Here is a 16276-nt window from a genome sequence, read left to right on the forward strand (position 1 = left end):
CTCACAGAAAGGCAGTGCGATGGAGATTTCATGAAAAAAAATTATTTAAAATATCTGACGGTTTTTAGTTTTTTGATTTTCGATTGCGTGCACGCCGACAACCCTTCTGAGAAAGAGGCGCGCGGCGGTGTCAACCGCTCATTCGATGAAATAAATAAAAGAATCAATCGCGATTTCGAGCCGGGCGAGTTGCCGCGATCGGTTCCGCCGAAAACGAGTGCGCAGCAATTCAACGACGATCGCGTGCGCGCGTGCAGTCGCGCCAAGCCGCCGTGCAGTCCGTAAGACCGGCAGCGATGGAGCCGGCACTCGCCGGCGGCGTGACGATACCGGCTCGCGTGACCGCGCCGTGCCTGCTGCCTCTGTCGCTGCTATTCATCACGGCAGCAAGCGGCTTCGATCGGCCGGCTCACTCACGGCGAAATCACTGTCGTCATGCGCTTCACCAGGCCGCGTACATTTTTGATGCGTGACCGCCTATTCCGGTGACGGGAACCCTAGACGATGCCAGTTTTCCGGCCAGATGCGGCCATGCCGGCATGGCTTTTAATTTACAAAAGAAATAAGACATGAATTCATTTAAAAAACTTTCTGATGGGATCGCGCAAGGCGGGAAAGACGTTTGTTGCGGTATCGAGGAAATCGCAATTTCGACGATCAGCGGCATCGAACATAACGTCAAAGGAATGTTCGACGTGCTCAATAGCCTGCTGCACGGCGATTTCAGACGCGCATTCGACGATCTCGGCGCTACCGTGCAAAACGGGGTCCGCAATGCGGAACGCACGGCCGGCGCAATGGTGCGTACCGCCAGCGCGTTGGTTACGACCATCCCCAATGCGGTACTCGACGCGGTGAGCCCGGATGCTGCGCGCCTCGTGAGGAAATGCCAGCGGGGTATCGAGAGCGGCATCGAGAAAACCGTCAGCGATATTTACGAGGCCGGTGGCGGCGTGGCGCAGGGCATGTTCCGGGGCGTGACCAATATTGCCTGCGGGCGCACTGTCGATTGGCTGGAAAGCGGGATAACTGTCCTCGGAAACGCCGCGATGCTGGTTTCGTTCGCGACGCCTGCCCGCTTGGCGAGCGCGTTCGTCGCGAATACCACCGAACAAACGCTGGCGAGCATCGGCAAGAGGGAGTGTGCGGGCTGACAGCCCAGCGCAATGGCGCTCCGATATCGGCAGCACGTCTTTGCCGTATTCGGATCGCCTGCGGCCCGGCAAACCGCGCAAGCGGATGCCGCGGCTGCGGCACCGGCGGGACCGCTGCGCCGAGTTGGACCGCTGCCATATGGATGACAGGCTGAAGTATGCCGGAACGACGATGCCAACCCGTCAGGTTCTTGAGCATGCGAAACCGGTTTATCCGATTCGTTTTTATTGAATCTGAATCATTCGGGTGGCCGAATGATGCCGTGCGGCAAATTCAGCAACGTGAGGCAGACTGCGCGCTCGTGCTGTTTTGACGTGAGAGGCGCGTCCATCGCCTTGAACAACAGGGGCATTAGGAAGTACGCGCTAGGTGCGTGCGGCGTCAGTTCTTTGCATAGGTCCCATAGACATTCCAACGTCGGCGCATGCTCCGTTCCTTTCAAAAGGCCCCGGAGTCGGACCAGATTCATGCAGGCGTGCGCTCCGTGGTTCAGCAATACGTCACGGCACGCATCGGCGAACAAGCGATCATCCAGCGCGCCGATATCGTGGAGCAGCGCCATCGACGACGATGATTTTTCCGGGGTGTCGTCCGCATTCCGAAATATCGAAAGCATTTTGAGCGGTCTGCGTTGCTCCTGACCTTGCTCCTGCTGATTCGGATTGCCGCCGGCACCGTCGCTTGGCGTCGGCGCATCGAGGCTGTCGCGCCACTCGAGTTCCAATTCATTCCAACATTGCTCGTCGAAATCGTCAGCCGCATGTCTGGTGCGCCGGCGAGTCAATTTGTTGACCGTTTTTCCTGTGCGCGCGGTGTTCGTCGATGATCTGCGCAAAGGCTCGCGCCCGTATGAGAATCGGATGCTGCCTCGATACAACGTGAAAAATTGGGCGTGACTGGGCACGCTGCCGGCGTCGCGTTTGCAGTCGGTTCGTCCGGCATGCTCGCAGAAGGCCGGGCGGCTTGTCTGGATGCGAGTCATGACGGAATCGCGGTGCGCATGATTTCATTAGCCAAGCGCAGGATGGCCGCGCATGCCAATGGTGCAGTGACGACGATCGCGAGCATGACCGCAATCAGTTTTGCCGCATGCGACAAGGTCTGATCTTGCATGGACGTGATGGCCTGCAGGAAAGAAACGGCCAGCCCGACCAGCGCCGCGACGATGACGGGCGGCAGCGAAATGGCCAGGCACAGAAGCATGCCTTCGGTGGTGAAGCGCGTGAGCGTATGAATATCCATATCGGACTCTTCAGCGTGAGGACTAGCCGACGCATGCTATCGATAGGTCAATATCAAGCCATGAACGAGCGTCGACCAGCCGTCCATCACGACGAACAACAACAGCTTGAACGGAATCGCGACATTGGTGGGCGTGACTTGGTTGAGCCCCATCGCGAGCAGGATGTTGGCGATGGTCAGGTCCACCACGATAAAGGCGATATACAACAGGAAGCCGATCTTGAAGGCGTCTGCCAGTTCCGTCAGCGCGAATGCCGGAGCGAGAACGATCAGATCGTCTTCCCGCAGCTTGTCGGCTTGTTCCTTGGGCCATATCGCCGACGCCGATCGCAACAGAAAACGCTTCTCGCGCTCATGCGCGTGCTTTTTCAGAAAGTTGCGAAACGGCTCACGCGCGGCGTCGAACGCTTGTATTACCACCTGTGTCGTTTGCATGCCGGTTTGCCGGTTTTCCAGCGTTTTTGCCGCAGTCATGCCGATCGGCGCCATCACGTAGATCGACACGAGGATGGCGATGCTGTTGATCACCATATTGGGCGGCACCTGCTGCACGCCGAGCGCGTTGCGCAGCAGTCCGAGCACGACCACGATCTTCGCATACGAGGTGACGACCATCGCAATGAACGGCAGCAGGCTGAGCGCGATGACGATCAGCAGCAGCCCTGTAACATCAGTCAGTTGAAACATATTCGGATGCCATCCGTAGGATTCGAACACCGAGATGTTCTCCAACGGTCACCATTTCTCCATAACCGATCGTTTGCCCGTGCGCGACAAGACGCAATTGGGCCTTGTCGACCGAGGTTTCCAGCTCGATCACATAACCGCTCCTCAATGAAGCAAGTTGAGCGAGCGAGAGTTTGACGATATCGACTTCGAATTGAACCGGCACCTCCAGCTCTCCAATGTGAATCAACTCGTCGGCCGAGCCGGTGAGATCAGATTCGGATGCGTTGGACATGACGGGCTCCTTGATAAGCACGAAAGATTGTCGATCGAACTCGACGGCGGCGCATAAGCGGACGAACCCCGGCGCTCCCCAAGCGGCCGTTGCGAAAACGGGCGCACGGGGGCCGTCGGACGCATCGAGTAATTTGGCATTCAATGACGGATGCAGCGCGCGCAGGATCACATCGCCCGGTGCGAGCGCGCGCAACGTATCGTATGCAAGCGGCTTGACGCCGATGATGAGCCGCCCTGGCAGACGCAACGGACCAAGCCGGGCGGCGGGTAGGGGCGGGGTCAACCGCTCGAGCGCCTGTATTGTTTTGTCGGTATGCAGCACGAATTCGTGGCCGCGCCCGAGCGCCTGACATGACAGCATCAGCAAAGAATGACGGTCATGCTCGCCGGCCGGCGCTTGCCGGTGTATCGCATGCACGCGCGGTTGGCTCAAGCCGCATGGCGCCAGCAGCGTCAGCATGGGCTCAAGCAACGCGCGTGCGAGCGCTTGCCTCAAATCCGATCGAGCCGATTCCGCGTTCGGCATTGCCTGTTGCGGGGCGCCTACGGTGCCGGTGCGTGGCGCCGCGGCCGACTCATCGTCTCCCACGGCCGCAGCCAGCATCGGGTATGCGTCCAGATCGAAGCCGACGGACACCGTCAACTCGCTTGATTGCACGTTGAACGAAAGCCGCGCGAGCGCCGGATGCTGCCATTCAGGCAACCGATCGAGCGGTTCGATGCTCAGATGCGCGATCTCGCAGCACGCCTCTATATACGCAATCAGTCGCTCGTTGCAGAGTATGCGCGTGATGTTCGCCATCGACGAATCGATGGCGGGCAGGTTCAACGGACGGTGTTCGACGTCAGCGATCCTCGCGAAGCGCGACAGCGATTCGATTTCAGCAGACTGTGCCGTGTCAATGGTCGATTCGATGGGCATTGGCGATGACCTCATCTCGTCCACCGCGGCGTCAAGGCTTTCGGTTTTCGCTTTCGAAGCGTCGAACCAGGCCAATGCAAGTTGGTTACCATACGAAAATCTCGATTTGGCGCGTTTCACCGCAAGCGCGTAGCGTCTGATCAAGCTCACGTTGAAGTGCGCCGCTATGGTCCAACAGTAACTGCTTTATTTGCGACACCGAAGTATCGAAGCGAAGTTGCACGAGGATTGGCGAAAACGAGACAGTCAGCCTGGTCGGTCCGAAATGATCTTCATCCAGCGGAAAATGAATGTGCCATTCGCCGAAATCCAACGTGGCGAGGCCGTTGTAGAGCGATGCGATATGCTGGCCGAGTTTCTCGACGGATGCCGCAGGAATGACGCGCCGTTGGGCGATGTCGATTTTTTTCGCTCGCTTATCCGAAAGGCCGGCGCCGGCGCTGGCATTGGAACCGGCATCGGTTCGATAGTCATTGGTATCGTCGTTGCCGTCCGCGGGCGGCAACGAGGCGGCGGCCAGCGTTGCGTCATCGGTTGCGGTCTGTTGCTCTCGCGGCTGAGCCGAGCCGGGGGCCTGACCTGCGCTCGAAGCGCAACGGCGCCGTGAGCGTTCCCAGGCGAGCAGAGTAAGACGATTCTCCGCAGGTGCGAGTTTTCGCGACACGGAGCCGGCGGGGAAGCTGCCGGTTTCCTGGGGCGCATCGGATTTACGTCGAGCGTGCGGTGTGCCGACGCGGTCCGCGTTATGGTTTGCCATCCTACGTTTCGCCTTTAGATGGTGACCCGGCCGAGTGGCTTGAGTTCGATTTGCTCTCCAAGCTCCTGGTACGAATAAACCGACAGCCACGGCAGCCTAGTTTCGATCATTCTTCGCACATAGCGTCGGATATCCATCGAGGTGACCACGGCGATCCGGTTGCGAGGCGAATCATGAATCAGCGATTCGACCTGGTTGACCAGGATGTTGATTTCGTCGGGCGGCAGCGCAAGATAATTGCCGGTCGGAGTTTGCTTGATTGATTGCCGAATATGTTGCTCAACGGGCAAATCGAAAAGCACCGCGCAAAGCGCAGGCTCTCCATTAGCTGCTTGATGCGCCAGCAAGTGAGACATGTCGCCGCGCACGTACTCGGTGAGCATCAGGAGATCCTTCTCCTTGGGTCCCCATTGAATGAGGCTCTCCATGATCGATCGGACATTACGGATCGGAACCTGCTCTTCGAGCAGCCGACGGAAAACTTCCGCGATACGTTGCGGCGGAAGCACCTTTTGAACTTCGGCTACCAAGCCGGGATAGTCGACTGCGGCTTGATCCAGTATCCATTGCGTCTCCTGAACGCCTAGAAACTGCGGCGCATGATGTCGAATCATCGCAATCGCCGCATGAGCGATCACGCGTTCGATGCGCCAGACTTCCGACTTGGGCGGCGCAGCGCGCTCGTCCGTCCAGCGCGTTGGCGTGCCCGTTGCGTCGATTGAACCGAACGTTTCCGCATTCGGCGCCGGCGGCGTTGCGTCATTCGCCGCATTCAACGGGTGATACGGCGCGCATCGTTCGGGTTCGGGCAGCATGACCTTGCCGGGCGGAAGGTCGATCTTCAGCTTGGGCACATCGTGTACGAGAATTTCGCCAGTGGCTTCGGGCAGCGCGGGTTGAGGCCACATCGCAATGCCGGGAAACGGCAGCCCCAGTTCCTGTTGCAGACGCGCGCGTTCGAGTGCGAACGCGCGCTCAAGTGCGGGCATCGCCAGCCGGGGGACCACGTCCGGCGAAATGCGAATGCCGATCGGGCATGCGAATGGCGGAGCGCTGGTCAGAATGGCCGGCATTTCGCTCTTCGCGCCAGGGCGCTGCATCGATTGCAACGCATCGGATTCGGCTCCCGGCGCGTTGTGCGGATGCTTCGCATTGAGATGATAGGCGGCGATTGCGAGAATGGCGGCGAGCATCACGAAGAGCAGGGAAGGAAATCCGGGCACCGCGGCGAAGCCGAGCAACAGTACCGCGGTGAAGTACAGCGCGCGCGAATTCGACGTGAGCTGCCGGCCGATTTCGTCGCCGAGCGAGCCGGCACGCGGCTGGCTTTCATCCACGACGCGCGTGGTCATGACGCCCGCGGCCACCGACAGAAGCAGCGACGGAATTTGCGAAACCATCGCATCGCCGATCGATAGGACCGAGAAGCGATTCGCCGCTTCGCCCGTCGTCATGCCGTGATAAACGACGCCGACGGCAATGCCGGCGACGATATTGATCAGCGTGATGACGAGCCCGGCGATCGCGTCGCCTTTGACGAATTTCATCGCGCCATCCATTCCGCCATGCAGTTGGCTTTCGATGGCGAGCAGTGCGCGTTTGCGGCGCGCTTCGTCGGCGGTCAGTAGATTGGCGCGCAGATCCGCGTCGATACTCATCTGCTTGCCGGGCAATGCGTCGAGCGTGAAGCGCGCGCCGACTTCCGCCACGCGCTCTGAACCTTTCGCAATCACGATGAATTGGACCGTCGCGATAATCACGAACACCACCAGCCCGACGACCAAATTGCCGCCGACCACCAGCCTGCCGAAACTTTCGATGATATGTCCGGCATCTGCCTTGAGCAGAATGGATTTGGTCGACGCGATGTTGAGCGACAGGCGGTACAGCGTAGTGAACAGTAGCAGCGCAGGAAAGGCCGATAGCGACACGATATTGGTCACATACAACGTGACCATGAGAAGCGTGACGCTGAGCGTGATATTGATGCCGAGCAAAATGTCTATGACGGCGGGCGGCAGCGGCAGAATCATGAGCGAGATGATCGCGACGATCAGCAGCGCGACGCCGATTTCACCACCGGCCGGGAGCTTGAGCGATTTGAACATATATGTTCGATTTTCTTGCGGAATCAACCGTCGTTATGAGCGATGCCGGCATCCGGGCCGACTGTTCCGAGCCAGTGCAGGATGGTGGCCACAGCCTCGAACAACGATTCCGGAATGGGTTCGTCTATGCCGACTTTATATAGCTCCCGTGCCACCGGCGGATTGCCGATGATGGGCACACCGGCTTCCATTGCCACGCGCCGCAGTTGCGCGGCGCTTTCGTCGACGCCCTTGGCCACCACTCGCGGCAATAGATCCTCCGGTGGCCGGTAGCGCACGGCCACCGCATAATGGGTGGGATTGACCACCAGCATATTCGCCGTTTCAACCCGCTTGGATGCAGGCGCAGACGAGACCAGCGCACGCGCGAGGCGGCGGCGCTCCCCTTTGATCAGCGGGTCGCCTTCCTCATTCTTGAACTCGCGCTTGACTTCGTCCTTGCTCATTTTCATTTCTTTGATGAACATAGCGCGTTGCAGCTTGATATCGACTACGCCCACCAGAACAAAGACGGCGGCGGCGATCATCAACAGTCTGAGTAATATCTGCCAAAGCAACCCGGGAAGCTCGGCCAGCGGTTGGTACAGAAAGCCGGCAATCAACGGAACTAGCGCTTCGATGCTTTTCCACATCACGATGCTGATGATGGCCGCTTTAATAACCATCTTCACGAAATCGATCAGCGTGCGTATCGAGAATATCCGCTTGAGACCGCTGGCCGGATTGACGGCCGCGGGGTTGGGCGTGACCGGTTTCATGGATATCTGGAGGCCGACCTGGGCGGCCGAGACGCTGATCGAAGCAAGGACGGCGGCGGCCAGACAAGGCACGGTAGCGGTGAGCATGAGTACGGCCATTTTGTAGACCTGCGCGACAATATTCGCCACCGAGTGGTCGCCGTCAATGAGGCCAAGCGGAATTTTCACGATGCTCCGAAACGCATCGCCCAGATGATCGCCCATCACGATCAGGAGTACGATCGTGGCCAACAGCGTCATCGCCTCGGTAAAGTCGCGGCTATTCGAGACTTTTCCTTCTTTGCGGCTGTCGCGGAGTTTTTTGTCTGTTGGTTCCTCGGTTTTTTCATCACTCATCGACTACCTGTCCAAAGCTTGCCTATTTGTTGCGCTATGTCCGTTTCGCGCATTCGCGACGGCGCATTCATCTTGCGTGCTGGAAATCATGCGGCCCCCCGATGATTCCGGACAACGTTTCATGAGTTGAAGATAAACGGGCGGCATGGATGCAATCCATGCCGCTCGCAAGCCATCGAGCATCGATTCGGCTCGTATGTCGTGCCTGCACGTAGGCGCGACATATGTGCCGATATCGAGCTTCGCTCTCCGTTTTGCTAATCCGGCTGCATCGCCGGGCATGATGGGTCATGCCGCTGCCGCGAACGGCTTGGCATTGTCCATCGGCGCGCCATTGTTGATGTCCTGATTGGTGACGAGATCGAGCACGCGGCCATCGGCGGTCAATTGCAAATTATTGCGCGAGGTATTGGCATCGAAGTTACGTGCAATTTGATTGCCGCCAGCGCGCGTGAAGTTCACGCTGAGTGCACCGCCGCCTTGAATGTTGTTGACGCTCGCGTAAGCGTTTTGATCGACCACGCCGAAGTTTTTGACGCGATACGCACCTGGATGGGACGGATCCTGTTCGGTGTTCATGAGCACCCGCGAGCCGTCCGGCAATCGAAGGTCTGCCGCACCCTTGAAGATATTGCCTTTGCCGCTTGCATCAGTGATATGAGGGTCGCCCCAGATGCTTCGCAATTTTTTGCCGTCGGGGCCGTAAATATTGATCGCCGAGTCACCGCCTTTTTGCGTCGGCTGATTGGCTTCGATGCGATAACCGCCATGCGTCGTCATCGAGGTTGAGCCGCTGTAGCCGTCCTTTGACGGTTTCAGCGAGAACGACGATTGAATTTCCGGCGTGCGACGATCCGGAGCGCAGCCAATCGGAGCAGGCGATTGACCAGGGCATGCCGGGCTCGCCGGGCGGTTCGCGCCACAATCACAATTGCCCTGACCGTTCCCGTTATAAGCGCTGGTCGACAATGAGCCTTGTTGAGGGCCAAACGGCGAAGCTGGCGGGTTTTGCCCGTTGGTTGTGCGGTTTGCCGGCGAACCTTGTTGGCCGCCAAACAGAGACGGCAGCGAAGCCGCGCCGCCGGCGGGATTATTTGCCGGAGAATTTGCTTGACTGCCAACCGGATTCGTCGACGGGGCTTGCCCGTAGCCAGCGCCGTTCGTCGGCGAACCCTGAGCGTTACCGGCCGTGTTGGGCTTGAATCCGTTCTGCTGCATTTGCGACATGTAGCGGCCTATGAAATAAGCCAGTACACCCAGCATCATCATCTGGTTCGGCGAGACCTGCGATGCATTGCCGAAATTAGCCGAATTGATATTCGGAAAATAATTTGCCGGTGCCGTTAATAGATTATCCATGATAAGGTCCTTAAGATAAATTCGCAGTGCTGAAATTGAAAGCTGTTAATGTCAGGCATGGATTTGAATCAGGATAGATACCGCTCACTGGTCCTTTCAAATTTGCCGATAACGTCCGCTTGGCTGCATGCCGGCGGTTGCGATACGCGTGGTTCAGGAAGTCATCGAATCGGACAGGTTCACCAGAAGACTGATGAGGTCGTCCACGGCTGCGGCGGGATTGTTGGCTCCAATATCGGAACCATATGCTTGAGACGTGGATAGACTGGCTCCGATGCCGGTTCCGGAAATTTGCGAAGCGGAACTGCCGGCGCCGATGCTGGTTTGGCCAGCTTGTGAAGCGGATTGGCTGATACCTGTTCCGGACGCTTGCGACGCGGAGCCGCCTGCCCCGATACTGGCCGCATAGGCTCGCGATGCCGAACTGCCGATACCCACCGCCGGAACCTGCGAAGCGGAAGCGCCAGCACCGATACCAGTGCTGGGAACGAGCGACGCGGACGGACCGGCGCCGGGCGTGACACTGGGCTTGTACGATGGCGGAGCAGCCGTCGGCGCGGCGATTCCCGGCCGAGGCGCGGCGATAGCCGGCGCGGTTCGAGCCGGATTGTTTGGCGCCGCGCAAATCTGGGGTTTTGCCCCTTTGCACACGTTGCGGCAAGCCGTCTGACACTGACGATTGCACTGTTTCATCTGCGGACCAGCCGCGCCTGAGCAGCGAGTAGAACTGGCCTGGCAGGATGAGCGAACGCCATTGCATCTACCTTTACCCATTATCGAATCTCCAAAATTGAAACAACTGGGTTGCCAAAAAGCCAGTTCCACCGGATCGAGTCTCGCTAGGTGGGAAACTCAGCCTGCCACTGGAGCTTGGGCACCAGTGGTGCCGTTGTTGGTCCCGAGGTTTTGAAGCGCCGATTGCACGGCTTGCATGACTGCTTGCACGAGTTGCTGTACGGCCGGCGAGGACGCAGCATCTTGCGAGGGAGATTGAGCGCCGCTTGCTTGAGAAGCCTTGGAGCAGTTACACATATCTATTTCTCCGGTTGAATTGAATGATGTGGTTACCGAACTGGATTCCACGTAATTGATCATAGAGCGAAGAATCGTGATGAAAGAGATGCTCGCGAAATGAATTGCGGTAATCCGAAGCCAGCACCGGCAGCGTTCGATGGTTAGGCCGAATGAAGCGCTTGCCGGAAGTAACGAGATACCCGTTACGTCATGGCTGACATGGTTCGACGTGTCATGTATGGCCAAAAAGGCAGTCTAATCGGCTGCGGCAAGCCGTATTGACTGAATGCGTGCCGACACTCGCGTGTTGTACAAACCGGATTTGGTGATCTCTGTAATAGAGGGTGCGGCCGATCTCGAAGCTCGACGCTAGGCTTGCGGCAACCCATGCGGTGAGCGAGCGCTTCCATGACGATCTCATGGAAGCGCTCCTGAATCGATTGGCCGCACTGTGGCGCTCGAGGGCAACGTGTCATGCACGCAGCCAGGAAAACACCCCGGATGCGATGCCTTCGAACATCTCGTCGCTCGATTCCAAAATATTCTGCCGCCAGTAGCGGCCGTGGCCTGCATAGTGTGCAAGCAGCTCGGCGATGGCTTGCCCGGTAATGCCCATGTCGAATGGGAAGCGCAGCGCCAGAATGATTCCGCCGGTGTCCGCGTCGAGCCCCAAGTGCGCTTGGTCTTGCGCGTAGATCAGAAGATTGGCTTCCAGCATCAGCCTGAATACCACCAGCGTGCGGCCCGAAGTCATCGTGCCGAAGCTGAAGTTGATGTACATCGCATCGAGATCATGCTCGAAATATTCGAGCCGCACATCAAATCCGTCGACCTCGATGGTGCGTGTCCTGAGGACATGATCGATATCGGTCAATCCAACCGTCTCGCATAATTCCGAGATCAATGCGACATAACGCTCGCTGCTCACTATCTATCCGATATAGCGCTCGTACGAAAAATAAATTTGGTAGTGCCGAGCGCATATGAAGGGGTATTTCGTGGATATCCATTCGAATATCCACGAAATACGATTAGGCCGTTATTGGCCGCCGACCCGTTCCGTATCGGAGAAGGATTTCTTCGTCACTTCCGCTTCCATTTTGTACATGTCGGCTTGCGCTTGCGCGGCTGCCAGTTGCTTCTGGAATGCAGTTTGCATGGCCATCGTCTGCATTTGGAATTCCGTAGATTTTTGCATGGTATCTTGCAGCGTTCGAATATCGTTCACATCGGACGTGTTATTTAGGGGGTTGAGGTTTTGATTCGTACCAAGACCGACACCGTTGTTGCCTGCCATTTTAATCTCCTTAAAAGTAAATGAGCATGACGCTCCACTACAACCTGGCCACCGATGGATTCCGGCGGCTGGTATTTTGCTGGGCGGATCATTCATGTCCGCCTGTCGGTATGCCCGGCTTTTGGCCGGCTCATCCTATCTTTCTCGATGCTGCAATTGCTGGAGTACGCGTGACGCAGCAAAGAATCCACGATACAGCTTGATGAGATTGCTGCGATCAAGCTCTGTCGTGCTTTTTGTTTCGCCTATACGTTGAGCTGTTTCTTCGAGTGCCCGGCATATTTCGCCGATGCGCTGCGAGTTGTCGTCTTGATTCAGGATTTTGGAAATGTTTTCAATTTCCGATGAGTGTGATTCAAGTAATTTGTACATTTTCAATCAAATCAGGTTGAATGCCGTTGATGCGGTTCGGCGCGATTGGCGCGGCGAACCAATCTCGTTCGACAGCCGATGCCGAATCGCAACGCAGACTGCGCCGTTCGAGCCGCGGGTAGACGCGCCAATCCGGTATTGCTATCTAGGCATCGCATTTTCACTCTCCATCGGATCAGTGCTGCTGAAGAGATGTTTGACGCCATCGGGGGTTTGGGCAAAGCGCACGTCGTTGGAGGCCAGCATTTCCGAATAAGGCGGGATTGGGCGAGTTGCGGCATCCGGGCCGCTGGTTCGCAACACAACGTCCGTGATGTTGGGGCCGAGATCGTCACGAACGCGAGCGATAGCGGTTTCGAGCGCGGCTTTCTCGAGGGCCGGCCCATTGACCGCGAAACGGGCGTCGCCGAGATACGTGACATACGCGCCATTAACACCGAGCATGTCGCCAATGCTGCGGGTTACGTCTTGTGCGATATCGTAGTTGCGCTCGATCGTATTGGCCGAGCCGAATCGATCGAGAATCCTGCGTGCCGCGCGATCGTCCGTGTCGTTCAATACGATGCCGGATACGGCAATGGTGTTGCCGATTGCTCGCACATACAGGCCGTCGAGGTGTGCTGCCGCAAGCGCACGGCGGATTTGTTGCGCATTTTCGCTGGTGAAATTGAGCGTCGACGCATGGCTGGCCTCCGCCGTATCGAGCGACAGACCGATCGTCGCGGATACGAACAACGCACATGTGACGGCTGCGGCAATCGCATGACGATAGAAGCGCGTGCCGTGAGCACGCGTTTCATGCGGCCGCGCAAGCAACGTGGAAAGCAGTTCGACGTCGGACGGCCATTTCGGGGTTTCGTTTCCCACGCATAACACCGTTTCTCCAAACTGAACCGGCTCAAGATCGGTCAGGGCCCGGATGGGCAGGCTCGGCGGCACTGACTCGGCAGCCGCGACGCCAGCGTCCGTTTCGTCGCGCTCCGGCGACACGGTCACGACGCCGTTGGTGTCGACGTGCAAGATCACGTCGCTTCCTTGCCAGTCAATTAACTGGATATCGGCATCGGCGTGCGCGCCGATGCGATAGACGCCAGGTTCGATACAGAGTTGTGCGCCGGCATGAAAGCCGGTCAATACGCGTAACAGCTTCATCGCCCGTACCAGGTTTTGACAAGTCGCATGAAATCAATAATGCTCAATTCGAACTTGTCTCAAGGTTACGTGATAGATACATCATATCGTCGGCTTGATGCGAATTCTTCATAGGCGAGGCGAAACCGTATGACGCAGGCGGCTCGCGGAGCTTGCGGCCGATACCCGATAAATGAATACAAGAGCCGTCCGCCGGTCGGTTTGGCGGCTAATGCCCGATCCAATACTTGAGCTGCGTGCCGAGCGCGTGCAGCGTCAGTTGGCTGCGCGTTTGGTCGATCACCAGCCCGGCGAACAGTGCGAGAATCAGCACGGTAAGCGCGCCCTTGATCGGCTGACTGAATGTCCCCAGATCCAGTTTTTCCGCCGACTTTGCGATGAAACCGAACGCAAAGTCCACCAGCAGCAGGATGAACACAATTGGTAACGCCAGCTTGGTCGTCAGTTGCATCAGCGAATCGCTTTGTGTCAAGACGAACGATTCGAGAATATTGAGTGGAATCGGTTTGATCGCCGCGATTGGCCACCATCGATACGACTCGTATATCGCACCGAGCAAAAACGTCATTCCGCCGAGTGACCAGAACGCGACGGTTGCGATTTGCGATAGTAATGTGGAGGTCGGCGTCGACTGCTCCTGACGCAACGGATTGCTAACTTGTGCGTTGTTGTAGCCTGTTAGATTGTCGATATAGATGCCGGCGTTTTCCACGGCCCAGAATACGCTCGACGCGGCGAATCCAATCAGAAGTCCGATCAATATCTCGCGGCCGGTCATCAGAAGCGCCGCCATGCCTTGGATTTTTTGACCCAGTGACAATGGTTGCCCATAAGCGACGAATGACCCGAACAACAAAACGACTCCGGTGCGGACGGAGCCACTCAAACCGTTGGCAATGGGCGGAAACATGAGTGCCGGCACCGCAAACCGGAGCGAACAGAGGCCGATGACCGTCGCGTACTGAACCAGTAGCGGGCCATAGGGGAAAATGGTCAGCGTATCGTTCATCGGAGGGCCTTTCTGCGGAGCGATCGGGCAACGGAAAGTTCTTCGGCTTCCTCATCGATCGCATCATCCGACGCCATTTCGAGCGTCCGTTTCATCGTTTGTAGACGATCGCGGCAGCGATCGATACGGCCAGTGTTTCGTGCAATTTCTCGGAACGTTTGAGTAACGGTCTCGGCTGCTTCGGACAGGAGCGCTTCCAGCCGCTGCAGTTCCTGGCATTGCATATCGACGCGCTCCGTCAGGGTATTCACATAGGTATGGTAATCATTGAATAATTCGGGGGAAAACGCCTGACCGCCGCTGGCTAGCGCGTCTATCTTGCGGATGTATCTATCCAACGTGTTCCGTTCGTTCTCCACGCGTTCGCGCTGGGCGTCGCAATGCGCGGCGCGCATTGCATACTCATCGCGCTGCGTCGCAAGCTGCTGGCGCAGTTGCTCTTCGTATCGCTGCCCGCGCTCGATCGAACGTTTCAGTGCCCGAATGAGGAAGACAGACGCCATCAGCTGCCCGCGAGTGCGAAGAGCTGTTTTTCCGTATCGGATGCATGTGCGTAGTGTGTCGTGGCCTGACAAAGGAACGCACGGATGGCTTCGTGTTTCTCGATGGCTTCATCTGCCAGTGCATCGGTGCCCGGTTTGTATTCACCGATTTGCAGCAACATTTCGACATCCTGATACTTGGCGATGAGTTCGCGCAGGCGGCCCGATGCCTGCATATAGCGCGGCGGCATGACTTGAGGCATGACGCGGGACAGGCTCTTGAGCACGTCGATGGCCGGATAAAGATTCTTCGCGGCGATTTCGCGAGAAAGAATCATGTGCCCGTCGAGGATGCCGCGCACTTCTTCCGCAATGGGGTCGTTGCCGGTTTCGTCCTCGGCCAGAACGGTATAGAGGGCGGTGATCGATCCGACTTCGCCCATGCCGGTGCGTTCCAGCAACCTTGGCAATTCGGCGAAGACTGAAGGCGGAAAGCCGCGCCGTGCGGGAGGTTCGCCTGCGGCAAGGCCGATTTCCCGAACGGCGCGGGCAAATCGCGTCAATGAATCCATCATCAGCAGCACGCGTTGGCCGCGGTCACGAAAATACTCGGCAATCGACGTTGCCACGTAGGCGGCTTTCGCTCGCTCGGTCGGCGAGCGATCCGACGTTGCGCAGACGACAACCGAACGCTGCATTCCTTGCGGGCCGAGAATCAATTCGACAAACTCGCGCACTTCCCGGCCGCGCTCGCCAATCAACGCGATTACATTGACGTCGCAGGCGGTTCCTCTGGCAAACATGCCGAGCAGCGTGCTTTTCCCGACTCCGGCGGGAGCGAAGATTCCCATCCGCTGTCCTTCGGCCAGCGTCAGAAGCGCATCCACGGCGCGTATGCCGGTGGACATCGGCATTTCGATCATGCGCCGGCTCATCGGTGGAGGCGGTGAGGTCAGGATCGGACGCAGCGTCGTTGTCTCGATCGGTGGTCCTTCGTCGATGGGCTCACCAAGGCTGTCGATCACGCGCCCGAGCAGCGCATCGCCCACTTTCACGGACATGGGGCGTCCAAGCCCGATGACCTGTGTCGATCGTGAAATGTGCTCCAGGGATGCGAACGGCGAAAGCAACGCATATTCGCGCGTGAAACCGACGACTTCGGCACGTTGCAGCACCAAGCCTTTTGCGTCGCGTAATTCGCATAGCTCACCTAATGACAAATCCACACCGATGACCTTGAGTAACGTGCCGATTACTTCGATGACTTTGCCGGTGCGGGTGACGGTTGATTGAACACCGAGTTCCTGTTCGATTTCTGCCGCGAATTTCTCGAGATCGAGCACCTCCATC

The 16276-nt window shown here is 57.8% G+C and carries 17 protein-coding genes; 2 read left to right on the forward strand and 15 right to left on the reverse strand.

Annotated features, from left to right (window positions below; genetic code table 11):
* Nucleotides 1-30 precede the first annotated feature (30 nt).
* Together WS68_RS06675 and WS68_RS06680 are read left to right on the forward strand one after the other, a co-directional pair.
* Nucleotides 31-285, forward strand: a complete 255-nt coding sequence (locus tag WS68_RS06675; RefSeq protein WP_059570049.1) for a hypothetical protein — start codon at nt 31-33, stop codon at nt 283-285.
* Nucleotides 286-569: 284 nt separating this feature from the next.
* Nucleotides 570-1154: a hypothetical protein gene (locus tag WS68_RS06680; RefSeq protein WP_059570050.1), complete on the forward strand. Its 585-nt coding sequence runs from the start codon at nt 570-572 to the stop codon at nt 1152-1154.
* Between the two features lie 239 nt (nt 1155-1393).
* On the opposite strand, the gene WS68_RS06685 is transcribed toward WS68_RS06680, so the two are convergent.
* From WS68_RS06685 to sctN, 15 genes are all read right to left on the reverse strand, one after another.
* Nucleotides 1394-2137, reverse strand: a complete 744-nt coding sequence (locus tag WS68_RS06685; protein ID WP_156429378.1) for a hypothetical protein — start codon at nt 2135-2137, stop codon at nt 1394-1396.
* Nucleotides 2134-2397, reverse strand: a complete 264-nt coding sequence (gene sctS, locus WS68_RS06690; protein WP_059570052.1) for a type III secretion system export apparatus subunit SctS — start codon at nt 2395-2397, stop codon at nt 2134-2136. The genes WS68_RS06685 and sctS overlap by 4 nt, the downstream gene beginning before the upstream one ends.
* A gap of 36 nt (nt 2398-2433) precedes the next feature.
* A complete protein-coding gene (gene sctR, locus WS68_RS06695) occupies nt 2434-3084 on the reverse strand; it encodes a type III secretion system export apparatus subunit SctR (protein WP_059570053.1) in 651 nt (216 codons plus the stop codon).
* On the reverse strand, nt 3068-4282 hold the full coding sequence (gene sctQ, locus WS68_RS06700; RefSeq protein WP_197419544.1) for a type III secretion system cytoplasmic ring protein SctQ: 1215 nt from the start codon (nt 4280-4282) through the stop codon (nt 3068-3070). Before sctQ ends, sctR begins: the two co-directional genes overlap by 17 nt.
* Nucleotides 4283-4367: 85 nt before the next feature.
* Nucleotides 4368-5039 (reverse strand): type III secretion system protein SctP, encoded by a 672-nt coding sequence (gene sctP / locus WS68_RS25770; protein ID WP_082709848.1) that lies wholly within the window; start codon nt 5037-5039, stop codon nt 4368-4370.
* A 14-nt stretch (nt 5040-5053) separates the two neighbouring features.
* A complete protein-coding gene (sctV, locus tag WS68_RS06710; protein WP_059570056.1) occupies nt 5054-7147 on the reverse strand; it encodes a type III secretion system export apparatus subunit SctV in 2094 nt (697 codons plus the stop codon).
* Nucleotides 7148-7170: 23 nt separating this feature from the next.
* Nucleotides 7171-8241, reverse strand: a complete 1071-nt coding sequence (sctU, locus tag WS68_RS06715) for a type III secretion system export apparatus subunit SctU (protein WP_059570057.1) — start codon at nt 8239-8241, stop codon at nt 7171-7173.
* 288 nt (nt 8242-8529) lie between these two features.
* Complete coding sequence (locus WS68_RS06720) at nt 8530-9600, reverse strand: hypothetical protein (RefSeq protein ID WP_059570058.1); 1071 nt, start codon at nt 9598-9600, stop codon at nt 8530-8532.
* Between the two features lie 1486 nt (nt 9601-11086).
* Complete coding sequence (locus WS68_RS06725; RefSeq protein ID WP_059570059.1) at nt 11087-11542, reverse strand: CesT family type III secretion system chaperone; 456 nt, start codon at nt 11540-11542, stop codon at nt 11087-11089.
* 111 nt (nt 11543-11653) lie between these two features.
* On the reverse strand, nt 11654-11911 hold the full coding sequence (locus WS68_RS27320) for a hypothetical protein (RefSeq protein WP_156429380.1): 258 nt from the start codon (nt 11909-11911) through the stop codon (nt 11654-11656).
* A gap of 135 nt (nt 11912-12046) precedes the next feature.
* Nucleotides 12047-12283 (reverse strand): hypothetical protein, encoded by a 237-nt coding sequence (locus WS68_RS25775; protein ID WP_082709849.1) that lies wholly within the window; start codon nt 12281-12283, stop codon nt 12047-12049.
* A 141-nt stretch (nt 12284-12424) separates the two neighbouring features.
* On the reverse strand, nt 12425-13435 hold the full coding sequence (locus WS68_RS06730; RefSeq protein ID WP_059570060.1) for a hypothetical protein: 1011 nt from the start codon (nt 13433-13435) through the stop codon (nt 12425-12427).
* 208 nt (nt 13436-13643) lie between these two features.
* Nucleotides 13644-14444, reverse strand: a complete 801-nt coding sequence (gene sctT, locus WS68_RS06735) for a type III secretion system export apparatus subunit SctT (protein WP_059570061.1) — start codon at nt 14442-14444, stop codon at nt 13644-13646.
* Complete coding sequence (locus tag WS68_RS06740; protein ID WP_059570062.1) at nt 14441-14947, reverse strand: hypothetical protein; 507 nt, start codon at nt 14945-14947, stop codon at nt 14441-14443. Before WS68_RS06740 ends, sctT begins: the two co-directional genes overlap by 4 nt.
* Entirely contained in the window at nt 14947-16275 is a 1329-nt protein-coding gene (gene sctN, locus WS68_RS06745) for a type III secretion system ATPase SctN (RefSeq protein ID WP_197419545.1), read from the reverse strand. The genes WS68_RS06740 and sctN overlap by 1 nt, the downstream gene beginning before the upstream one ends.
* Nucleotide 16276: the final 1 nt, after the last annotated feature.

It is taken from the genome of Burkholderia sp. TSV86, from assembly GCF_001522865.1.
Taxonomy (GTDB): domain Bacteria; phylum Pseudomonadota; class Gammaproteobacteria; order Burkholderiales; family Burkholderiaceae; genus Burkholderia.